This is a genomic window from Ochrobactrum sp. RH2CCR150, from assembly GCA_014138095.1.
GTDB lineage: Bacteria > Pseudomonadota > Alphaproteobacteria > Rhizobiales > Rhizobiaceae > Brucella > Brucella gambitense.
This window is the reverse complement of the sequence record JACGXE010000011.1, coordinates 1-19,492: the sequence shown is the minus strand read 5'-3', so window position 1 is coordinate 19,492 and position 19,492 is coordinate 1. Positions and strand designations below refer to the sequence as shown.

Sequence of the window (19,492 nt, the reverse complement as noted above, 5' to 3'; positions counted from 1 at the left end):
ATTACCTTACATTGGTGAGTGCTGGTGCAAATCGGTCTAATCACAATTTATTGGCATCAAGTTACTGATCGATCAAGAATTTAAGTATATCAATGCGCAACAGGCCACAATGCACCATACCGGGCGATACATCGGGGGATGTCTGATGCAGGAAGACAGGATACGTCAGGCTCTCACCGAACTTCTCTACCGCAATTCCTATGGCGTCATCATCTCGAACATCGTCATTTCACTTGGCGCGATCTACGTTTTAAAAAACGCCGTACCCATGAGCTGGATCACCGGCTGGCTCATTGCGCTTTACGCGTTAACTGCCATACGTGTCTTCGCGTCCCGACAGTTCTTTAGCCGTCAAAGAGATCCGCAGTCCATTCAGCGTTGGGCTTGGCTTGCCGCGAGCTTTTCATGGATATCCGGCCTTTTATGGGGCGGACTCGGCTGGGCAGGATTTCTGCCAGAAGCGCCAATCGTCCTGTCCTTCACCGTCATTGTGCTGACGGGACTTGTCTGCGGCACAGTGCCCTCACTCTCGGCATTTCCACCGGCGCTGGTGGGTTCGATCATCGCGACGGTCGTTCCAATCGCCGTGCGTTGCATCATCACCGACAGCGAAATTTCCGGCGCATTTCTGTTTCTGCTGACAGCGCTGGTCGCCATAAATCTATATTATTGCCGGATCACCTATCGCATGCTGCACGAGACCATTCGATTACGACTGGAAAACGAAAATCTTGTTGTGGATTTGCAGGAAGAAACAGACCGCGCGCAACGCGCTGACCGCGCCAAGACACGTTTTCTGGCAGCTGCAAGCCATGATCTTCGCCAGCCAATCCATGCTTTGAGCCTGCTCATATCCACACTTGGCATTTTGGGGCAGCGCGGCAATGTCGCTTCCAGCGACGCACGCGATCTGGCCGGAAAGGCAAAATCCGTCGTCAATGACCTCAGCGGTCTATTGAATGAGTTGCTCGATATTTCAAAACTGGATGCTGGCATTGTAACGGTCGTGAATGAACGGGTGGCTTTGTCCGCGCTGTTTCACGACCTGCACGCCGAATTTGCGCTCGAAGCAGAACAACGCGGTCTTCAATGGCACGTCGTTGAAAGCGACCTTTATGTCGACAGCGATCCAATGATGCTCAAGCGTATTTTGAACAATCTTTTGTCCAATGCTTTTCGCTACACGAAGGAGGGTCGCATCCTTCTCGGTTGCCGTAGACGTGGCGATACGGTCGAAATTCAGGTCCTCGATACCGGCCCGGGTATTCCAGCCGATCAACAGTCTAAAATTTTCGAGGAGTTCGCTCAGCTGCAAAATCCTGCGCGTGACCGGTCACAAGGTCTGGGTCTGGGGCTTGCTATTGTTCGGCGTGCGGCCGCACTTCTGGGACATCCTTTGAAACTGGTGTCTGTGCCGGGATCAGGCTCCTTGTTCTCGATCACCCTACCCAAAGCCAGGGACAATAGAATTCCAGAGCCGCAGGCCCATGGGCCTCTCGAAGTGGAAACATCACTGGGCATCATGGTCATAGACGACGAGAAAGATGTTCTCGACGCCATGGCACGGTTACTCACTCTCGAGGGCCACCGGCTTTACCTTGGGCGATCACCCGAAGAGGCACAGGCATCATACACAACAGCCCTGAAGATTGGCGATGCTCCGGTCGACCTGATTATTGCCGACTATCGGTTGGGGGATGGCGTCACCGGTCTCGATGCCATTCAGACGCTGAACATCGCTGTCGGTCGCCCCGTACCGGCTATTATCTTAACCGGCGACACTTCACCCGCACGATTACGCGAGGTCAACGCCAGCGGAGCAACGCTTCTACACAAGCCAATCGAAGTCGATGAATTGCGCGACGCCATTGCCGCCGCGCGTGCTGCCATCAAAACCTGACCCTGAACACGGCATTCACGCCCTGCTGATAGGCATGGGAACCAATCTGCCCCGTATAGTTGATACCAAGTGTCGAGCGGGGGGAAAGATTGAAGTTCAGACCGGCTTCGATAATGGCTGCGTCCTTCGCGATGGGCGCGCCATAAACGGTGAAGGCCGAAGAACCGATGAAGCTGTTTGTGGAGCTTGTATCAATATCGCCGTAGGCATGACGCCAGCCGATGGACCCGTGCGCATTTGCGGATACGTTGCCCAGCATGAAGCGCCGTGAAGCCCGCAAACCGATAGTGGTGAAAGCTGTGTCCATTGTATCGCTGTCGACAGACAACCGCGCCGCTGTTCGCCCCGCTTCATTGAAGCCGTCCGTGTGAAGATGGACATAAGCGAGGTTTGCAAACGCCTCCACCGGCGCATCTTCCGTGCCCCACTGATAGGCGAGCTCACCAAAGGCTTGAAACGTACCGGCATGAAAATCGCTATTCAGACTATCAGAAAAGCCCGGAAAATAAGCCGATCGGTCCAGCTCGATCTCATGCCACGTATAGGCAAGTCCTGTGCGGAAGGCGACGGCATTACCATTGTTCAGCTTCCAGGACGTTCCCGCATAAGCTCCCAGCGTATAGTTGTCGCTCTGCCCAGACGATGAACGACCATCGACGTTAAAGCTTGTCCTGCTATAGCCGGCTAACAACCCAAGGCGCCAATTGTCGAAGACAGTGCCATCCACACCCGCGACGAAGCCGCCCGTATTGTACTTAAGTCGCGCCGCGTTGCCGTTGCCATCGATTGAAGCCCAGTTACCATAGCCCTGAATCCAGACATCATATCCTTGCGCGGGAAGCACTGGAGTGATTGTGGCGAAAGCGCCGGGCGCTGCAGCATTGGGGCTTTTCTCTGGCCCATAAGAAAGGACGGTCATCGATGACGGTAGCTCAAAGCCCTCAGTCGTCCGCAAACGGCTATTCATGGCGTCACGAATAGCCGAGCTGCCTTCAATGAGTGCTGCTTTGGTTGAAGCATAGGCTTCGCCGGACAAAAGATTGAAGGCGGATCGCGCCTCATCCGGGCTCAGCATCAATAGTCTGTTGTACAGTTCGAGCGATTGTCCCGACTGCTGGAGCGTATCCAGCGCCTTTGCCGTCGCTGTTTCGTTTTTCGTTTGCGATACAGTTTCGAAGATCGCAGGCGGCGTGCCTGATGTCGGGTCCGTGCCGACGCCACCTTTGACAGCGATGGTGAGTTTCACATTGTTGAGGTCATAAGCCTCGGTTGCGGTAATAAAAGCAGATTTAGACACAGTATCCTGAAATGTGCCATTTATGCCGTCGTCCGATGTAAGGATTGTATAGGTCTGTCCGCTTCGATAACTCGTCGCGGGATCAAGCGCCGTTACGCTGACATTTCCGCCCGAAATCGTGGTTGTTCCGGAAACATGTGTGAGATCACTCAAACCAGCGCCTGCAATTTCGACAACATAGGTGGAGCCGCTTTCAAGCTTCAGGTCGCCATTGATCGTCAATGTGCCGATTGAATTTCCAGCCGACAGTGTTCCTCCGGTCAAAACTGCGACGGTCGATCCACCACTCGAACCAATGGTGCCATGCCCGCCGATCAGGCCACCATTTCCAATGGAAAAGGATCCGCCGAGAGAAGCGTTACTATGGCCAACGTCCGATCCCACGATCAGGCCACCTGCGAGAACATCGGTCGCCCCGGTAAATGACGGGCTTTGACCGTCATAAAGAAGCGTTGCAGTTCCGGCCTTGATGAAAGTTCCACCACCCGTCAATATGCCATCAAACTGCGCGCTGGTCGATTGATCGAATGTCAAAGACGCTGCCGTTGCAATGGCGACGTCGCCTGAAAAGCGCTCAGCACTTGAGGTTAGATTGCCTTGCTGCACGAGCCAATTAAGAGCTGACGTTCCATTCAAAAGGAGGTCGCCTGCCCCGTCCTTGATCATCGTGCCTGTGGTTCCACCAGCGCCTGCAATGTTGCCAGCAAAGCTGCCATTCGACGTCTGGTCGAAAACGACGACACCCGCATTTGCAATATTGCCAGCAATCGTTTGAGAATTGCCGATGAGACGACCAGCCCCGACTATGGTGTTACCATAGCTGTTGGCAGTGTTTGTGAGTTGAAGAACGCCTGCGCCCATTTTTACGAGATCATCAGGTCCCGAGATGACGCCGCTTACGACAAGATCGGTATTATCTGCAACATCAACTATGCCTGCCTGCGCGAGTGCAATAGACCGTGCAGTCTGGAAACTCGCGGTCGTCGCCAGCGTCCCGCCATTGAATATCAGACCGCCCGATGGATCGCCGAGATTACCATCGCTCGACACCTGCAACACACCGCCTGTTATCGTTGTGCCGCCTGTGAAACTATTCGCCCCCCTGAGTGTCAGTACACCGCTACTGAGTTCCAAAGCCAGTTTGCCGCTGCCACCATCCTGAATCACACCTAAGAATGTCGACGGGCCGACAGATGACCCGTCAATGGTCAGTAAACTGTTCGTCGTTCCGCCATTTTCAATGAGACCAGCGCCCGCGCTGACACTGTTGATTGCTCCAACGACTGTATTGAACCCATTGAGCTTGAGGGTTCCGCCAAGGCCGCCCGCCTGATTATCGAAATTGACGCTCGCATTTTCCGTCAGTGCATTATCCGTCAGGACATTCAGCATACTGTTGCCATGGAAAGTCTGAACACCACCGCTGAGGCCGTTGGCAGCGGAAACATTGAAAGTGCTGCTATCATGGAAATCCTGTGTGCCGCCATTAACCGCATTTGCGGTTGAGGCATTCAAGACACTGAGATTATAGAAATATTGCGTCCCACCGCCAATCGCTCCACTGGCGTTGGCGTTCAATATGCTGTTTCCGTTGAAATATTGAGCGCCGCCGCTAACGGCGTTGACTGCTGTCAACGTCATGACGCTGTTGTCGTAAAAGCTCTGTGATCCGCCGCTGATGGCATTGGACGAGGTTGCATTCAGGCGGCTGCTACCATTGAAATATTGCGACCCGCCTACGACAGAGTTCGCTTCTGAGGCGTTCAATGCGCTGGTATCGTAGAAAATCTGGGTGCCACCGCTTAACCCGTTAACGGCGTTAACATTCAAGGTGCTCGTATTGTAGAAGTACTGCTGGCCACCACTGAGAGCGCCCGCCGCGGTTAAGTTGAGAGCGCTATCGTCGTTGAAATACTGCTCGCCTGCATTCACCGCATTTTCAGCTGATGCATTGAGCGCGCTAGTCTCATAGAAACTCTGCACCCCTCCCCCGACTACATACTTGCCGGAAGCATTCAGGCTGCTGCTGCCATTGAAATATTGCGACCCGCCACTGATCGCATTCATCGCCGTTCCGTTCAGAGAACTGGAACCATAGAAGACTTGCATGCCACCGCTGATCGCGTCAGTTGCTGTCGCATTGAGCGCACTCGCATCCTGAAATGACCAGCTGGGTCGCGACGTATCGGAGAAATAGTCGGCAGAGTTCGCGTCGATGACCGTGGTACCAGTGCAGGGTGACGATGTGCACACTGTCTGTGCATAGGCTGGGGCGGTCATAAAAAGACCGGTCCCTAATGACAATACCAATGCAGGCACGCTAAATGATGGCCCGCCAGAAACCGGCGTGTCTCTTTGTTTCCCACTTGAGGGAACCAGCTCTCCATTCGATCTGACGTGATACGCAGTCACCACACGCTCCCCCAAGATAAAGCCGGTGAAAGCGTTCTGGAATCCAGGGACACCTTGCTTTCAACCCGACTTGAATTCTCGAGCCCACAGGCTTTGTCTTCACAAACAGGCAGAAAGCCGAGGCTCGGGAAAAATCTGCTCTAAATATCAATTTTGTAGTTTAGGCATCGTGGGAGGGGAACATGGTCATTGTGCAATGTTGGCTAACCTAATCGAAGATTGTCGACTTCAACGGTACGCCTTTCTTGGTATCGAAATACGACCGTCATATAGAGCGAAGGTCAACGCGATACTGGAAGGAGGCTTTGGAAGACAGAAGGCCAAAGGACAGGACTGGTGCAACGAGGTCCTTTTGCGCCCGAGGTTGTAGATTTTTAACCGCAAATCACATATGGTCATGTTTATTCGATAGCGCTTCGAAGCCTTGTCCAAGGTGCGAAATAGACCAGTTTACTTCTCTGAGAAAATCAAAAGATAGACAATCGCTCGAGCGAAACCAAAGCTTGCGTTCGCTTTCGTATGGCAGAATTTAATTCCGTTTTTCAATACTTTAGAATGATTGGTCTTCAAACCCAAAGCTGCTCAGAATGGTAAGCGGGGCAAATTCGGTGGCAGTGTCGAACGCGTAGGCAATTTCGGCAGGCCCGATGCGCGCTGCTGCACTGATCTTGCGAGCGGTCAGCGTTCCTGGCTCGAAAGGGGAGGGGAGTGTTCAGGCCCGCGCCGTGATCAATGTCGCGAGCGGCGGGATCGGCTCCGGACTGCCGATCTCCAGCCGGTCGCCCAGATAGTGCCAGAACGATAGACCCAGCTTCTGGCACGTCTTCATCAGGCCAAGCAGCGTATCGCGGGCAATGCGGCCGTCACGGCTCATTGTGCCGCCAGAGATCTTCCGCTTGATGACGAAGCTGCGCAGATCGTTTTCCGAAGCGTTGGTGTTGAGCGGGATTTCCGGGCGGTCCAGCACCCGCAACAGCTCGGCCTTGCGGCGCGACAACCGCAACAGGAGCTTGTCGAGATCGTCATAGCCGGTGCGGATCGCAAAAATGCGGTCGAATCTCGCTTCGAGACCGGCAGCGAGCCGCGCATCCGGCTTTTGCCGATAGGCCTTCAGCGCTTTATAGAAACGCCAGATCAGGTCCCGGATGGTCTCGACCTGTTTTACCTGTCCAGGCGTCGCCGGCATCAATTTCTGCAGCAATCGTTCGGAATGAACCCAACATAGCGCATGAGTGCCGACGCGGAACTGGCCGGCATCGTCGGAAACGATGATCGCGTTGCCGATCAGGCCATGATGGCGGATCGCACCCCAGATGCCCGCTTCGGCGAGCGGGCGGATCTTCTCCGTGTCGAAGATGTCGATACCCTTGTTAGCCAAATAGTGAAGGAACGGGACCTCATTGCAGAAGTGCTGCGGTGTTCGAGTTCGCAGCCCGGCCACGATGGCGGGGTCGGTGCCATATCGCTGATCCAGATAATCGAAGGCCGCGTCGTTCAGCACGTAGTCCTGATAATTGCCGCGCAGCAGGCTCAGAAAGTTGAGGCGTGACTTCGATGGCGTGGTGCGGAAAACGGTGAAGTTCGGGCCGCCGATCTGTGTGGCGTAACACGGATTATGGAAATGACGTGCTCCGGTGTCGTCGACGGTGATGTAGTCGGACGACACCAAGCCGGCATGCAGCACTGCTGAATCCTCGGCAGCCAGACCATCCATTCCTCTGGTCAGAAGCCGCACGACCTGACGCTTCGATACGTCGACACCGATATCATTGAGCAACGTTGTTAGCCGCTGCGTCGTGACCTGCCCCTGCGCATGCAGCATCATGCAAAGCCGCCTGAGGTTGGCGCCATACCCGCCGACCACCCCGGCGGGAAGCGGTGCCAGAATTCTCCTTCCTTCCGGTGTGATCCAGCACTCGCGACGGTATCGCACGATCTCGGCCATCAGCACGAGCTCGCGGACGATGCAACTCCGGTATCCTTTGAAGCGTGATCCCGCCGGCGGATTGATCCGCAATATCTTTTCCCGGCTGATCCGCTTCACATCGAGCTTTGGTCCGCGGGGTTTCTTCGGCCGCGGTCTGTCTGTGGACACGGCGTCCGTTGCCTTGTCCATGCCGGACGGGCGAAACGGTGGTCGAGGCGGCAGATCTTTGAGGCGGGCGATCTCTCATCACGCAGCATCTGGTTATCGACCTTCAGCCGAGCATTCTCGAGCCGCAGGATCTCGTTCTCCTCGCGAAGGACCGCGTTCTTCTCACGCAGATCCTTGACCTCAGCGGACAGAACTTCGACCCGATCGACAAGGCCTGTCACCAAACCGCGCAGCGCCTTCAGCGAAAGCGTGTCGGCATGCTTGGGAGAGGGGCGCCGTTTGGTCATGACGGAATCGAAGCATGATTTGCCCTAGCTGGGGAATCCCCGAGGCCAGAACCTTCTCCCGAATACTGCCTTTATGCACACTTCAATGCCGGGCAGCTAGACGAACCGTTCGCGGTAGGGACGCTCATTACTGAGCGCCCCCCGCACAGATCCGGACGTGCAGAATTCCCGCATCCGGCTCCTACCTTGAGTATTTGACGGCAAAGCGCGCATTGGGCCATGGGTGAAAGATCCTTGGTAGCGGCAGCCACTCATCGGCGATCTTCAGCATTCGCTCCCATGTCAGTGCATGCTTCTGACTTCGGCGCCGTAGCGTGCGAAGCCAGATACGTTTGACATTCTCACGAAACGACCAAAGCGACCGATGGTTGGTTGGAACCCCATGATAGACAAAATAGCCTTTCATCACCTGCTTCAGCCATCTCCCTTGCGCAGGGATTGAGTGATGCATACGCCGTTGCAACTCGCTTCTGACCTCTTTCAGCTTTGCCCGTTTGCGGTCTATGCGACTTTTGCGCCGGATTTGAAATCGACCAAGTCGATCTTTTCCGCAGATGTGCGTAAAGCCAAGGAAGTTGAAAGTTTCCGGTTTACCAAGTCCCTTCTTCTCACGGGTAAGTGCCGCAAAGCGGCCAAACCTGATCAGTCGGGTTTTGTCCGGATTGAGTTGCAGCGAAAACTCCTGCAACCGCTCTCGCATCATATTCCAGAAACGGTGCGCATCAGCCTGATATTGAAAGCCGACCACGATATCGTCCGCATAGCGTACAATGATCATATCGCCTGTAGCCTCGTGCCGTCGCCAGCGCTCTGCCCACAGGTCGAAGACGTAGTGTAAGTAGATATTAGCAAGCAGCGGTGAGATTACCGACCCTTGCCCAGTCCCTTGTTCACTCGTTTGTACGACGCCGTTTTCCAGAACACCCGCGCTGAGCCATTTGCGGATCAGACGGATGATGCGTTTATCACCGATGCGACGCTCCACGAAACGGATCAGCCAATCCTGATTGACCCGGTCGAAAAAGCTCGCAATGTCGGCGTCCAGTATAAAGCTCACCTTTCGCGTATCGATCCCGACAAAAAGAGCATCCAGCGCGTCGTGCTGGCCTCGTTCTGGTCGGAAACCGTAACTGAACCCAAGGAAATTTTCCTCGTAAATCTGGTTCAGTACCATTGCCGTTGCCCTCTGAACGATCTTGTCCTCGAGGGCTGCGATGGCAAGTGGGCGCTGACGTCCGTCCGGCTTCGGTATGTACGTCCGCCGTGATGGTTGCGCCCGATATGCTCCTCGTTGAACCCGGTCGTGCAGGTTCTCGATCTGTCGATCAAGATCTGCCTCGTAAGTTCTCCACGTTTGCCCATCAACACCGGGGGCGGCGTTACGTCTGAGTGCGTAGAACGCTACCCTCATCATCTCCGGATTTATGTGGTGGAAGAGCGCGGTGAACTTCTCCTTCTTTCTTTGCCCTGCGGCTTGCCGTATGCGGTCCAGCGCAGGGGACACACTTTCCCGGTCCTGTGCCCGGCGCGTGCTGTGCTGATCCGCATTCCTCTCGGTTCCCGCCCTTCGCTCCACCTGCTCCGCCGCCGACAGACCGGCTTTGTTCGCAAGCTTCATCGCTACTATGGCGGAATCAGACTCCTCATGATCGTGCATCATCGGCTACGGTTCCTCACCTTCCCGATGCGGACCAGCACGGCAAAGCCACGCTGGCCGGTCACGAGGCCTCCCGGTTCCCGTGCAAGAAGCGTCTATGCATGCCAGGGTCTTCGACCGCGCCGGGTCAAACTGCCACTTGCGATAACGTGACCGTTCATATTGCCTTCCGCATAGGTGGAGAGCGTCGGCACCCGAAATGTCCAATCTTTCGCGGCTCGATGGCTGGCCTGCATGCTCCCCTGTCAACACTTCACGTACAGCCTCACAACTGCCCGCGCATGACTCGGGGTCGATGTGGATCGCTACTCCTTCATCGTAACGGACTTTCACCATCTACTCCTTGCCGGTTTGTACCGGCGTTCCCACCGGATCTGCCCCACTTACCTCAGAATTGGTCTTTGTTCCGGATAACGTCCGCGCGTTTCGCAACGATGTGATTGAGAACAACACACACCGCGCTCGATTGAAAATTTCACTCCAAATGGGCTCGTGGTGAGTAAACGTTCAGCTCGACCGGCTCTTCTGCATTAAGCTCAAAAAACCATTCCACCAGCCCTCAAATCCGCTTTTTAAAACCGTGTACAAACGAACCTTTTATGGCGTAGTCTTTGTTCGTACAGATTGACGTAGAGCCGGATTTGATGATGCCCGAATTTGAAAACGCACCTAATCCCCCTCCCCTATCCGGGACGCTTATCGGCTATGCGCGCGCGTCGACGGAAGATCCATTTAACACCAACCAACTATCGCGGCTGCAAAACGCTGGCTGCGTCAGAATCTATCAAGAGCACCTGAGTGAGAAGTTGCTATCGCGGCCAACATTCGAAAAGCTTCTAGGCAACCTCGTGGCGGGAGACACTCTTGTCGTCGTGAAGCTGGATCGGGTAGCCCGCTCTGTCGGCCATCTGGCTGAACTGATCAGAAGCCTGAAGGCGCGCCGCATTCACTTTGTTTCACTTGGTGACCCAATCGACACCTCAGCAACCACATCTCCTTCCGCATTACTCGTTCTCGATGCAGTCGCTGAACTCGAGCACGCACTCAAAGTGGAGCGCACGAAAGAAGGTATGAAACTTGCGAAAGCCCGCGGCAAACTTGTCGGCAATCCGGGACTGCGTGCGCGCAGTCCAGAAGCAATTGGCAACATCGCGGCAGCGCGCAATCGCGCCTATCTGGACCAGCTTCTTACAACGGCACCCACATGGTTGCCCATCGTCATCAGGCTTCGCCCTCAGCATAGCTGGGAGAACATTGTTCTGACCCTTAATCTCAAAGGGCAGAGCTGGACCGTCGAAAAACTAAGACGCGCCGTTCACCGGCTCGTACGCGAAAAGCAGGCCGACCCTAAACTTCTCGTCCAGACCAAACGGCGAATTCCTGATGACTATTTTATCAAGCGCGTTGCAGCCATCGCCTTAGCCGACCCATCTCTCTCATTACGCGCCATAGCGGCGAAACTTGATGAGATGGGTGACCCTCCGCCTCGCGGCGGCCGCAAATGGCAGGCTTCATCGGTTAGAGACCTGTTGGAAAATGCCCGACGTTTTGGCTTTATACGGAATTGACAACTGTCAACAGCACGCATCCACTACCGCGATTAGCGAGCAAGGAGGTCGCTGGCGCCATCATTCGCAGCGCTCCTGTTCCGACAGAACTCTTCATGAATGAGTTGATAGTTGCGTATATAATAATTGATAAATGTTAAGAACCGCCAAGCACCCGGGGGCATGCTTGCTGCGGCTTGTCGCTTTGTCCTATTCTCCCCTGTATAAAACACGCCACACATAGGCTCACCAACTGCCAAGGTAAATCTAGACCGCCTGTGCCGCACGGATAAAAGCCTACATGAAGAAAGCGCCATTCACTTAAGAATCGGATACAATCTGCCCTAGTTTTAACGGGAGCTTTTTCATGAGTGTTGCCTTCGCAAAGGAAGAGAGCGCGGAAGCGGCATCGGAGACGGTTCTTCCAGATCGCGAAATCTCACCGCACCCCAATCTGGTAACAGAGAGAGGTCTCCAACTCCTGAAACAGGAACTTGAGAAGGCACGGATGGCATTTGAAGAGGCAAATGCCATTGAAGACATTTCCGAGCGCCGGCGACAGACCGCGCATCCGCTGCGCGACCTCCGATACTATGCCGTCCGCCAACATTCGGCACGATTGATGCCCACACCTCAATCTCCGTCCAGCGTTGGTTTCGGTTGCGTTATTTCTTTCAGTAGAGACAATCGCCCGGCTCAATCTTACCGTATCGTCGGTGAGGACGAAGCGAACCCGAAGGACGGCACAATCTCATTCGTTTCACCTCTGGCACGATTGCTTACCGGCAGATCCGTAGGCGACATTGTGTTTATGGGAGATCAAGAGATCGAGATTCTCGAAATATGCTGATGGCACAAATTCCTGTCATCAGCACATTCGACGTCAGTTCACGTTCTGCTTACCGTTTATGGGCGCGTTGCCATTCCAAATCTTCGTAATGTGCGACGGTCAGCGCAGTTCCACAATGTTGACAGGTGTCAATGAGTAGAAGCTTATCACCGATGCGCCCAGCAGCTACTCATTCGTGACACCCATAGTTCTTGTTGGGCACGTTCTTCGCTTTGCTTGGCGTTAACTATTCATTAACTAAAAATAAATTGCAGCAGAGACAGAATCGGGGCATCTTCGTCTGCGCATATTTGTTAGGTTTTACTGAATATGCGCTGATAAGGACGAACCAATGCATCAAAACTCGACAGCCTCTCCACAACCTCATAGCAGCCTTCAGTCTTTGATTGAAGCCGACGCTGAAGAGCTGTCGAAACGACTTCAGGCGCATCAAATGCGCATTTTTCCGCCAACAGCGCAGAAGTCGATCCGTTCTTTTACACCAGCGGAAGCAGCATCCTTTATCGGTGTAGCGGAAGGATATCTCCGACAGATCGTCTCGGAAGGTCACGGACCTGCGCCGCAGAGCAATGGTCGTCGGATGTATTCAATTCAGGACATTCACGCCATAAGGCAATTGCTGGACGATAATTCGCCGAAGACGCATGGCAAATATATCCGCCATCGCCGCAATGGCGAGAAGTTACAGATCATTTCGGTCATGAACTTCAAAGGCGGCTCTGCAAAGACCACCACGTCGGCCCACCTCGCTCAGTATTTGGCGCTGCGTGGCTATCGTGTTCTGGCCATCGATCTCGACCCGCAAGCCTCACTGTCCGCCATGTTCGGCCATCAGCCCGAACTCGACGTACGCGTCAACGATACGCTTTATGGCGCCATTCGCTACGACGCTGAACGGCGCGAGATTACGGATATCGTCAGATCGACCTACACCCCCGGCCTGCACGTCATCCCGGGTAATCTTGAGCTTATGGAGTTCGAACACGAAACACCCAAGGTTCTCGCTGAGCAGAAGAACGAAGCCATGTTCTTCTCACGCATCGGCAGTTGTCTGGCTGTCGTCGAAGACCTTTACGACGTGGTTGTGATCGACTGCCCTCCGCAGATGGGCTTTTTGACCCTCTCTGCCTTGTGTGCAGCAACATCTGTCCTGATCACTGTCCATCCCCAGATGCTCGATGTCATGTCAATGAACCAGTTCCTGCACATGACATCTGATCTCCTCGCAGTGGTCGAGCGGGCAGGTGGCAACACGCAATATGACTGGATGCGTTATCTAATCACCCGCTATGAACCCAATGACGCGCCGCAAAATCAGATGGCTGGTTTTATGCGCTCGATTTTTGGCAACCGTGTTCTTGATACGCCGATGCTCAAGTCGACAGCTATTTCGGATGCCGGTCTGACAAAACAGACACTTTATGAGGTGGATCGCTCGGCATTCTCACGCGGCACTTATGATCGTGCTCTGGAGTCGTTGACATCTGTCAACGCCGAGATTGAAGACCTCATTCGCCAGACCTGGGGGCGTAGCTAATCATGGCAAGAAAAAACATCTTTGATTTCTCCAGCCCGTCCGAACCGTCACAGAACGCTGACGATCATTCAGTGAACCCGCCTGTAGAGCAGGCGAGGCCGCTTGCGGGTATCGACCGTGACCGCGCAAATCGTCCGGCGGCGTTGGGTGCCATTTCCCAATCGCTGGAAAAGATCAACGAACGCTCCGCTCGTGCCGATGAAATCGAACGTCAGCTCTCTTCGGGTCAAACGATCATCGAACTTGATCCGGACCTCATCGACAGTTCATTCGTCTCAGACCGGCTCGGATTCGATGATGAAGACCAGACAAAGCTCGTTGAGCAAATCCGTGAGAGTGGCCAGCTGGTACCAATTCTGGTGCGCCCCCACCCGGAGAACCCTGATCGATTTCAGATTGCCTATGGTCATCGACGCGTTGCCGCCATTAAAACGCTCGGCATCAAGGTAAGGGCTGTCGTCAAGCAGCTCACCAATGAAGAGCTGGTCATTCACCAGGGACAGGAAAACAACACACGATCGAACCTGTCCTTCATCGAAAAGGCATTCTTTGCTCACACTTTGGAAGGACAGGGCTATTCGCGAGAAACGCTTTATCAATCCACGGGCATTGATAAGGCCATCCTGTCCAAGATGATCACAATCATTAAATCGATCCCAGAAGAAGTCATTCGCAAGATCGGTCGTGCACCATCGATTGGACGCACCCGTTGGGAAGACTTTGTCAGCCTTTTGACAACTGTCAATGAAACCATTGCGGCTCACGCCATCAGCGAACCTGGCTTTGCCAGCTTGTCATCCGATGATCGATTTCAGTTTGTGTTCGATAAGCTCAAATCGTCCGCGTCAAAGGATAAGCGTCAGGCTACTGCTATCGTGTCGCCTGTGCTGGGCGATGGCACTCAACCTGTTGCGATCAAACGCGCGGGCAAGAATGTGCAGTTCACTTTCAATGACAAGGCCGCTCCACAATTCGCCGACTTCGTTCAGTCGCGTCTTGACGACCTCTACGCAGAGTACAAGGCCAGCGAAACATCAAAGTAGCGCTTGAAGAACCAATCTTCAAAGCCAACCGAAACGGTTACATCAACCAGGAGAACAAACCGCAAAAGAAAAAGGCCCCCAAAACGTTGCCGCATGGAAGCCTTCCTCAGATTTAAGCACTCAGAGAATCGCATTTCCATGAATCCGTGTCAAGAGTCATAAACGTCATTTCGGCGGGTGGATTTCTTTTGCCTGAAAAAGGGTGAGAGGAAATGCAAATTCTGGAGTCAATAACGTCCACCTTTCGTGGACGAACGATGACGCTTGAGCAATTGAAGCTGTCATCAACTAAAATGGATCGAAGGACGGTCAATCGTTGGACGATCTACAAAGAGCTTTGCATTGCCAAGTCAGTGTTCGGGATCAACGATCGCTGTCTGGCCGTGATGAGTTCGCTATTGTCGTTTCTCCCGGGGAATGAGATCGGCATCGAGGGTGGTCTTGTCGTTTTTCCGTCCAACCGCCAGCTCTCGCTGCGCGCGCATGGAATGCCGGAATCGACCGTGCGCCGCCATATTGCAGCTCTCATCGAAAGCGGGCTAATTGCACGCCGCGATAGCCCGAATGGCAAACGTTACGCCTACAAGGATGAGGCGGGGCGGATAGAGGAAGCTTTTGGCTTTTCTTTCGCACCCCTTCTCGAACGCGCTGATGAAATCGCCCAAGCGGCCAAACAAGTTCAAACCGAAGCAGCGCTTCTCAAACGCACACGCGAACAGATTACATTGCAGCGCAGGGATCTCGCACAGATAATCGATGTGGCGCTCACTGATCACCAGTCCGACTTCTGGTTGGCAGTTCATACGCGCTTTCGCGCCATTGTCGATGCCATCCCACGTCGTGCAGCTCTCTCAGAGATGACAGCTATTCTCAACGATCTGACTACGTTACGTTCGGAAATAGATAACACATTGATTCATAGAGATAATGCTGCTGAGATGAGCGCCAATCACGCCCAAAATGAGCGGCATCATATTGAATCCCTTCCTGAATCCTATTTTGAATCTCAAAATTTCAAAAAGAATGATTTGAAGGAGCCTTCTCCACAATCCTCTTTGCCTACGCTCCACACCAGTTGTTGCCAGCCCACGCAATCAATCTCCCTCGACACCGTTCTGCGCGCATACCCGGATATCATCGAATATGGTTCGAAAGGGATTACCTCATGGCGGGATTTGATTGACGCTACAAAGATCGTTTCTACTTTCCTAGGCATTACCCAATCAGCCTATCGTGATGCGTGTGAAGTCTTGGGTATGGAAGGGACCTCTGCCACAATCGCGGGTATCCTCCAGCGCGTAACTGAAATTGGCTCTGCCGGCGGATATCTCCGCTCTCTGACACAAAAGGCGAGGGCAGGGGAGTTTTCGGTCGCTCAAATGCTCTTGGTTCAGCTGAAAACGAATGGGCCGAAATGCAGTTTCAGAGAATAGGATCTATGCTGGACCAGCATTTGGTCTCAAGCTCGTTGCCACAGGTCGTCTGAGATGATTAACGGCATCAAAAGCTTTTTGCCGTATCGAAGAGCGATGATTTTGAGCTGGGTTCAAAAATGTCTTGTGGCTACCCTTCTATCCCTTTTGATACTGACGCAATTCAGTATCACATCGGCTAGTGCGGGGGATTCTGCCGACATTTTCAGTTCCTGCTGGGCAACAGGCAGCCTCTCGGAGAATGTGGTCGAGATAGCTCGAAACGAAGAACGATGGTCTTGTGGTGATCGAAGGTTCTCCATTGAAGCAGAGCGCGTACTGCTCCGTTTTGACCTCACCGCCGATTCGGTAGTTCCCCGGTATCTGCTTTCCCGGCGAAGCGCCCTTAAGGTCGTGCATCAGCTTGCCATTGATCGGAATGGAGCGGTTCGGCAAAATTCTATCACCGCTGCCGCACTGCCCAGTTCAATAGCTGGTGGTTATTTCAAGGCTGCACTGCCCGAAGTGACGGGCGAAACGCGGCAAGTTATCGCCGCGATTGACATGCCAAGTCACCGTATGACTCTGGAGAGAGCATATCTTGCACCAGCTGACGCGGTTGGTGACATGCGATTTCTTATGGTCTTGGCGGGACTTGCTGGTATGCTCGTCATGCCCCTGATCTTCAATGCAGCATTCTATCGCGCTTTACGTGAGCCTTTTGTACTCTGGCATTCGGCCCTCACATTCTCGCTGCTGCTGACGATTGTGGTTTCATCGGGTGTGTCGGTCGTGCTTTTTGATCCTCCGGCCATGACGTTGAGCTGGATGACGACATTGATATTCGGCATGACAGTCGCATCAGGCGCGATGTTCACACATAGCTTCGTTGAACCAGGGTTGATGCATCCCATTTTGCGGCGCGTGCTTCCCTATTGCGCGATATGGGCGATGTCACTCAGCGCGTTTCATGCAGCATTCCCCTTTGTCGCACGGTCTATTCAATCGAGCGTATATACGGCAGCGTTTGCTCCCATTCTGGCAATCTTCATATTGTCCATGATTGATGCATTGCGTCGTGGAAGCCGCGCCGCGAGGTTTCAGGCGGTCGGTTACACACCCATAGTTCTGGTTGGACTGACCCGTTTGGTGACGGGTGTCATTCCCGGATTGCACAGCACGGACGCGATGCTTCTATTTTACATAGGGTGCATGTGTGAAGTCCTTTTCACGACGCTTGGCGTGGCAGACCGCTTTGTGACCATGAAACAAGAGCGAGATCGGGCGCGTAACGAAGCTGAACTTCTCGAACGACTGTCCGAAACGGACCCTTTGACCGGACTTCTCAATCGTCGAGCCATTGAACGGCAGTTCGAGCAACTCCGAACTGAAGGATTCACCACACTGGCAGTTATTGACCTTGATCATTTCAAGGCGATCAATGATCGAAACGGTCATGGCGTTGGAGATGAAGTACTCCGAGCGACAGCCAGTGCGCTCCAGACAAGCCCGACTGTTCGCGCTTATCGCCTTGGCGGAGAGGAATTCGTGCTTCTCCTTCGCGGAGCAGACGCCAATAACCAAGCCGAGTTAAGGCGCCAGGCGATCCCCGCAATTGTCGCTCATACCATTTCGGGTCTCGGGCAGCCGGTAACCGCTAGCATGGGTGTAACTGATCTTGCTGACGATGAGGGTTTCGCGTCTGTTTATGAACGTGCGGACAAGCTTCTCTACGAAGCCAAAAGTGCGGGGCGAAACCGAACCAGAACTAGAGTTAAGGTGTCGCCAATGTCAGAGGATATTGGTGGTAACCGAGTGCTGATCGCTTAGAACAGTTTTTAGCGACTACCTTTCAAACATCGAGTTGTATGTCGGTGTAATCTAGAGTTGCAAAATCAAGTAATGCAAATTAACGCTTTGTTAGGGAGTATATTGGGGCACGATCAAATGCAGTCGTTTTTTGTAACACCAATAAATTACGAGACGGTTTTGAGTCAGGCATTGATGTGTGACGATGAGCTGGACCGAAATATCGAGATCAAGCAGTTCTGCGGTGGAGTGTTATCGCCTTGTTTCGTCAAGTTTGATGCGGAAGGCCTCGGCGTTGCCAGCAGCATACAGTTGGTGGGGCCTATCGTTGAAGCATTTGTTCGACCGCGCGTCATGCTCGTCAACGACGATGATCTCTGTTTCTACTTCTCCATCGATGAATCGCGCGCCGACAGGGCGGGGCTAGAGGAATGCGCTAAACGGTTTTCGAAGATTTCCGAACGAAGCGCACTCCTTATTGACTCTGTTGGCCGTTTTTCCCGCAGAACATTGTCAATGGTTCTGCTCTTTGATCGGGCCAGCAAGCGATTAGCGCGCGAATGGGCAGAAGCAGATTTTGATCTTCGCCTGCTGCATCTGGATGGTGTTGTTGAAGATGAGGGAGAGTCCAGCGTTCAAAATGAAACTGCAGCGTAAAAAGCAATCCCTTTGAACGCCGTACCTGTTTCAAATCAAACAACAGCTTTATCCAAATTAACTGCTGCCATGACGAGTAAGCCTTCATCAAGTGATAGGCTGACCCCTTACGGACGAAAAGGGATCTTTCTGTTGATTTCCACGTAGAAGTGAGCCGGAGGGGGTGCGGACGAAAACTTGGACTATCAGGGAGGTAGTTCATGTATTCCTACGAAGACCGGATACGAGCAGTTGCGCTTTACATCAAGCTGGGCAAGCGCCCGAAAGCGACTATTCGCCAGTTGGGCTATCCAAGCAAGAACGCTTTGAAGGGCTGGTACCTGGAATATGAGCACCATCTCGATCTGTGTTTAGGATTTGCGCCCCGAGCGCCTAAGTTCACACAGGCGCAGAAGGAAGTGGCTGTTGAGCACTACCGCACGCATGGTCGTTGTGTTTCTGCAACGATGCGCGCCTTGGGCTATCCCGGTCGTGCAACGTTGACAGCATGGGTTCGTGAGGTGTTTCCCGAAACTAGCAAAGCTGTCACTGGAAGAACTGGACGTCCACGATACCCTGATGTGCTGAAGAAGGCTGGCGTCGTCGGACTTTATAATCGGCAAGAAAGTGCACAGGCTTTGGCCGAAAAGCTCGGCGTATGCAGACCGACACTGTATAACTGGAAAAGCCAGTTACTTGGTCCGGAGGCTCCCGCAATCATGAAACGCAAGAACAACTCACCGCCAGCGCCAGAGCGAAAAGAATTAGAGCGCCAGCTCGAAACACTGCAGCACGATATTCAGAAACTGCAGCTTGAGCACGACCTTTTGAAGAAAGCGACCGAACTTATAAAAAAAGACCTGGGCGTCGATCTGCAACTTCTGAGTAATCGGGAGAAAACGCTGTTGGTTGGCACCCTAAAAGATCTTTATCAATTCCCTGATCTGCTTACTCAGTTGGGATTGGCGCGCAGCTCATATTTTTACCATCGAACTCGCATGAGGATTACC

General features: G+C 53.5%; 13 protein-coding genes. 9 read left to right on the top strand and 4 right to left on the bottom strand.

Annotated features, from left to right (window positions below; all coding sequences use genetic code 11):
- Positions 1–145: 145 nt before the first annotated feature.
- Positions 146–1,900, top strand: coding sequence for a hybrid sensor histidine kinase/response regulator (locus FHW03_RS19160; RefSeq protein ID WP_182522076.1), 1,755 nt, complete (start codon positions 146–148; stop codon positions 1,898–1,900).
- Here the strand turns inward: FHW03_RS19160 and FHW03_RS19155 are convergent.
- The 4 genes from FHW03_RS19155 to ltrA all read right to left on the bottom strand — a co-directional run bounded on the left by FHW03_RS19155 (position 1,890) and on the right by ltrA (position 9,648).
- Positions 1,890–5,477, bottom strand: coding sequence for an autotransporter domain-containing protein (locus tag FHW03_RS19155; RefSeq protein ID WP_182522075.1), 3,588 nt, complete (start codon positions 5,475–5,477; stop codon positions 1,890–1,892). The genes FHW03_RS19160 and FHW03_RS19155 overlap by 11 nt on opposite strands.
- Positions 5,478–6,321: 844 nt before the next feature.
- Complete coding sequence (locus FHW03_RS19150; RefSeq protein ID WP_377515223.1) at positions 6,322–7,653, bottom strand: transposase; 1,332 nt, start codon at positions 7,651–7,653, stop codon at positions 6,322–6,324.
- Entirely contained in the window at positions 7,650–7,991 is a 342-nt protein-coding gene (locus FHW03_RS19145) for a cell division protein ZapB (protein ID WP_182522073.1), read from the bottom strand. The genes FHW03_RS19150 and FHW03_RS19145 overlap by 4 nt, the downstream gene beginning before the upstream one ends.
- Before the next feature lie 181 nt (positions 7,992–8,172).
- On the bottom strand, positions 8,173–9,648 hold the full coding sequence (gene ltrA / locus FHW03_RS19140; RefSeq protein ID WP_210277338.1) for a group II intron reverse transcriptase/maturase: 1,476 nt from the start codon (positions 9,646–9,648) through the stop codon (positions 8,173–8,175).
- 647 nt (positions 9,649–10,295) lie between these two features.
- Here ltrA and FHW03_RS19135 point away from each other — a divergent pair.
- The 8 genes from FHW03_RS19135 to FHW03_RS19100 all read left to right on the top strand — a co-directional run.
- Entirely contained in the window at positions 10,296–11,216 is a 921-nt protein-coding gene (locus tag FHW03_RS19135) for a recombinase family protein (RefSeq protein WP_182522172.1), read from the top strand.
- 346 nt (positions 11,217–11,562) lie between these two features.
- The gene (gene greA, locus FHW03_RS19130) at positions 11,563–12,045 is read left to right on the top strand and encodes a transcription elongation factor GreA (protein WP_182522071.1); all 483 of its coding nucleotides are present in this window, start codon (positions 11,563–11,565) and stop codon (positions 12,043–12,045) included.
- A gap of 331 nt (positions 12,046–12,376) precedes the next feature.
- Complete coding sequence (gene repA / locus FHW03_RS19125; RefSeq protein ID WP_182522070.1) at positions 12,377–13,582, top strand: plasmid partitioning protein RepA; 1,206 nt, start codon at positions 12,377–12,379, stop codon at positions 13,580–13,582.
- A 2-nt stretch (positions 13,583–13,584) separates the two neighbouring features.
- Positions 13,585–14,625 (top strand): plasmid partitioning protein RepB, encoded by a 1,041-nt coding sequence (gene repB, locus FHW03_RS19120; RefSeq protein ID WP_182522069.1) that lies wholly within the window; start codon positions 13,585–13,587, stop codon positions 14,623–14,625.
- A gap of 212 nt (positions 14,626–14,837) precedes the next feature.
- Positions 14,838–16,058 (top strand): plasmid replication protein RepC, encoded by a 1,221-nt coding sequence (repC, locus tag FHW03_RS19115; protein WP_182522068.1) that lies wholly within the window; start codon positions 14,838–14,840, stop codon positions 16,056–16,058.
- A 54-nt stretch (positions 16,059–16,112) separates the two neighbouring features.
- Positions 16,113–17,867, top strand: coding sequence for a diguanylate cyclase (locus tag FHW03_RS19110; protein ID WP_377515220.1), 1,755 nt, complete (start codon positions 16,113–16,115; stop codon positions 17,865–17,867).
- A gap of 117 nt (positions 17,868–17,984) precedes the next feature.
- Positions 17,985–18,503 carry a hypothetical protein gene (locus FHW03_RS19105; protein WP_182522067.1) on the top strand — a complete coding sequence of 173 codons (519 nt, stop codon included), beginning with the start codon at positions 17,985–17,987 and terminating at the stop codon, positions 18,501–18,503.
- A gap of 200 nt (positions 18,504–18,703) precedes the next feature.
- On the top strand, positions 18,704–19,492 hold a 789-nt coding region (locus tag FHW03_RS19100), incomplete at its 3' end, for a transposase (RefSeq protein ID WP_182522066.1).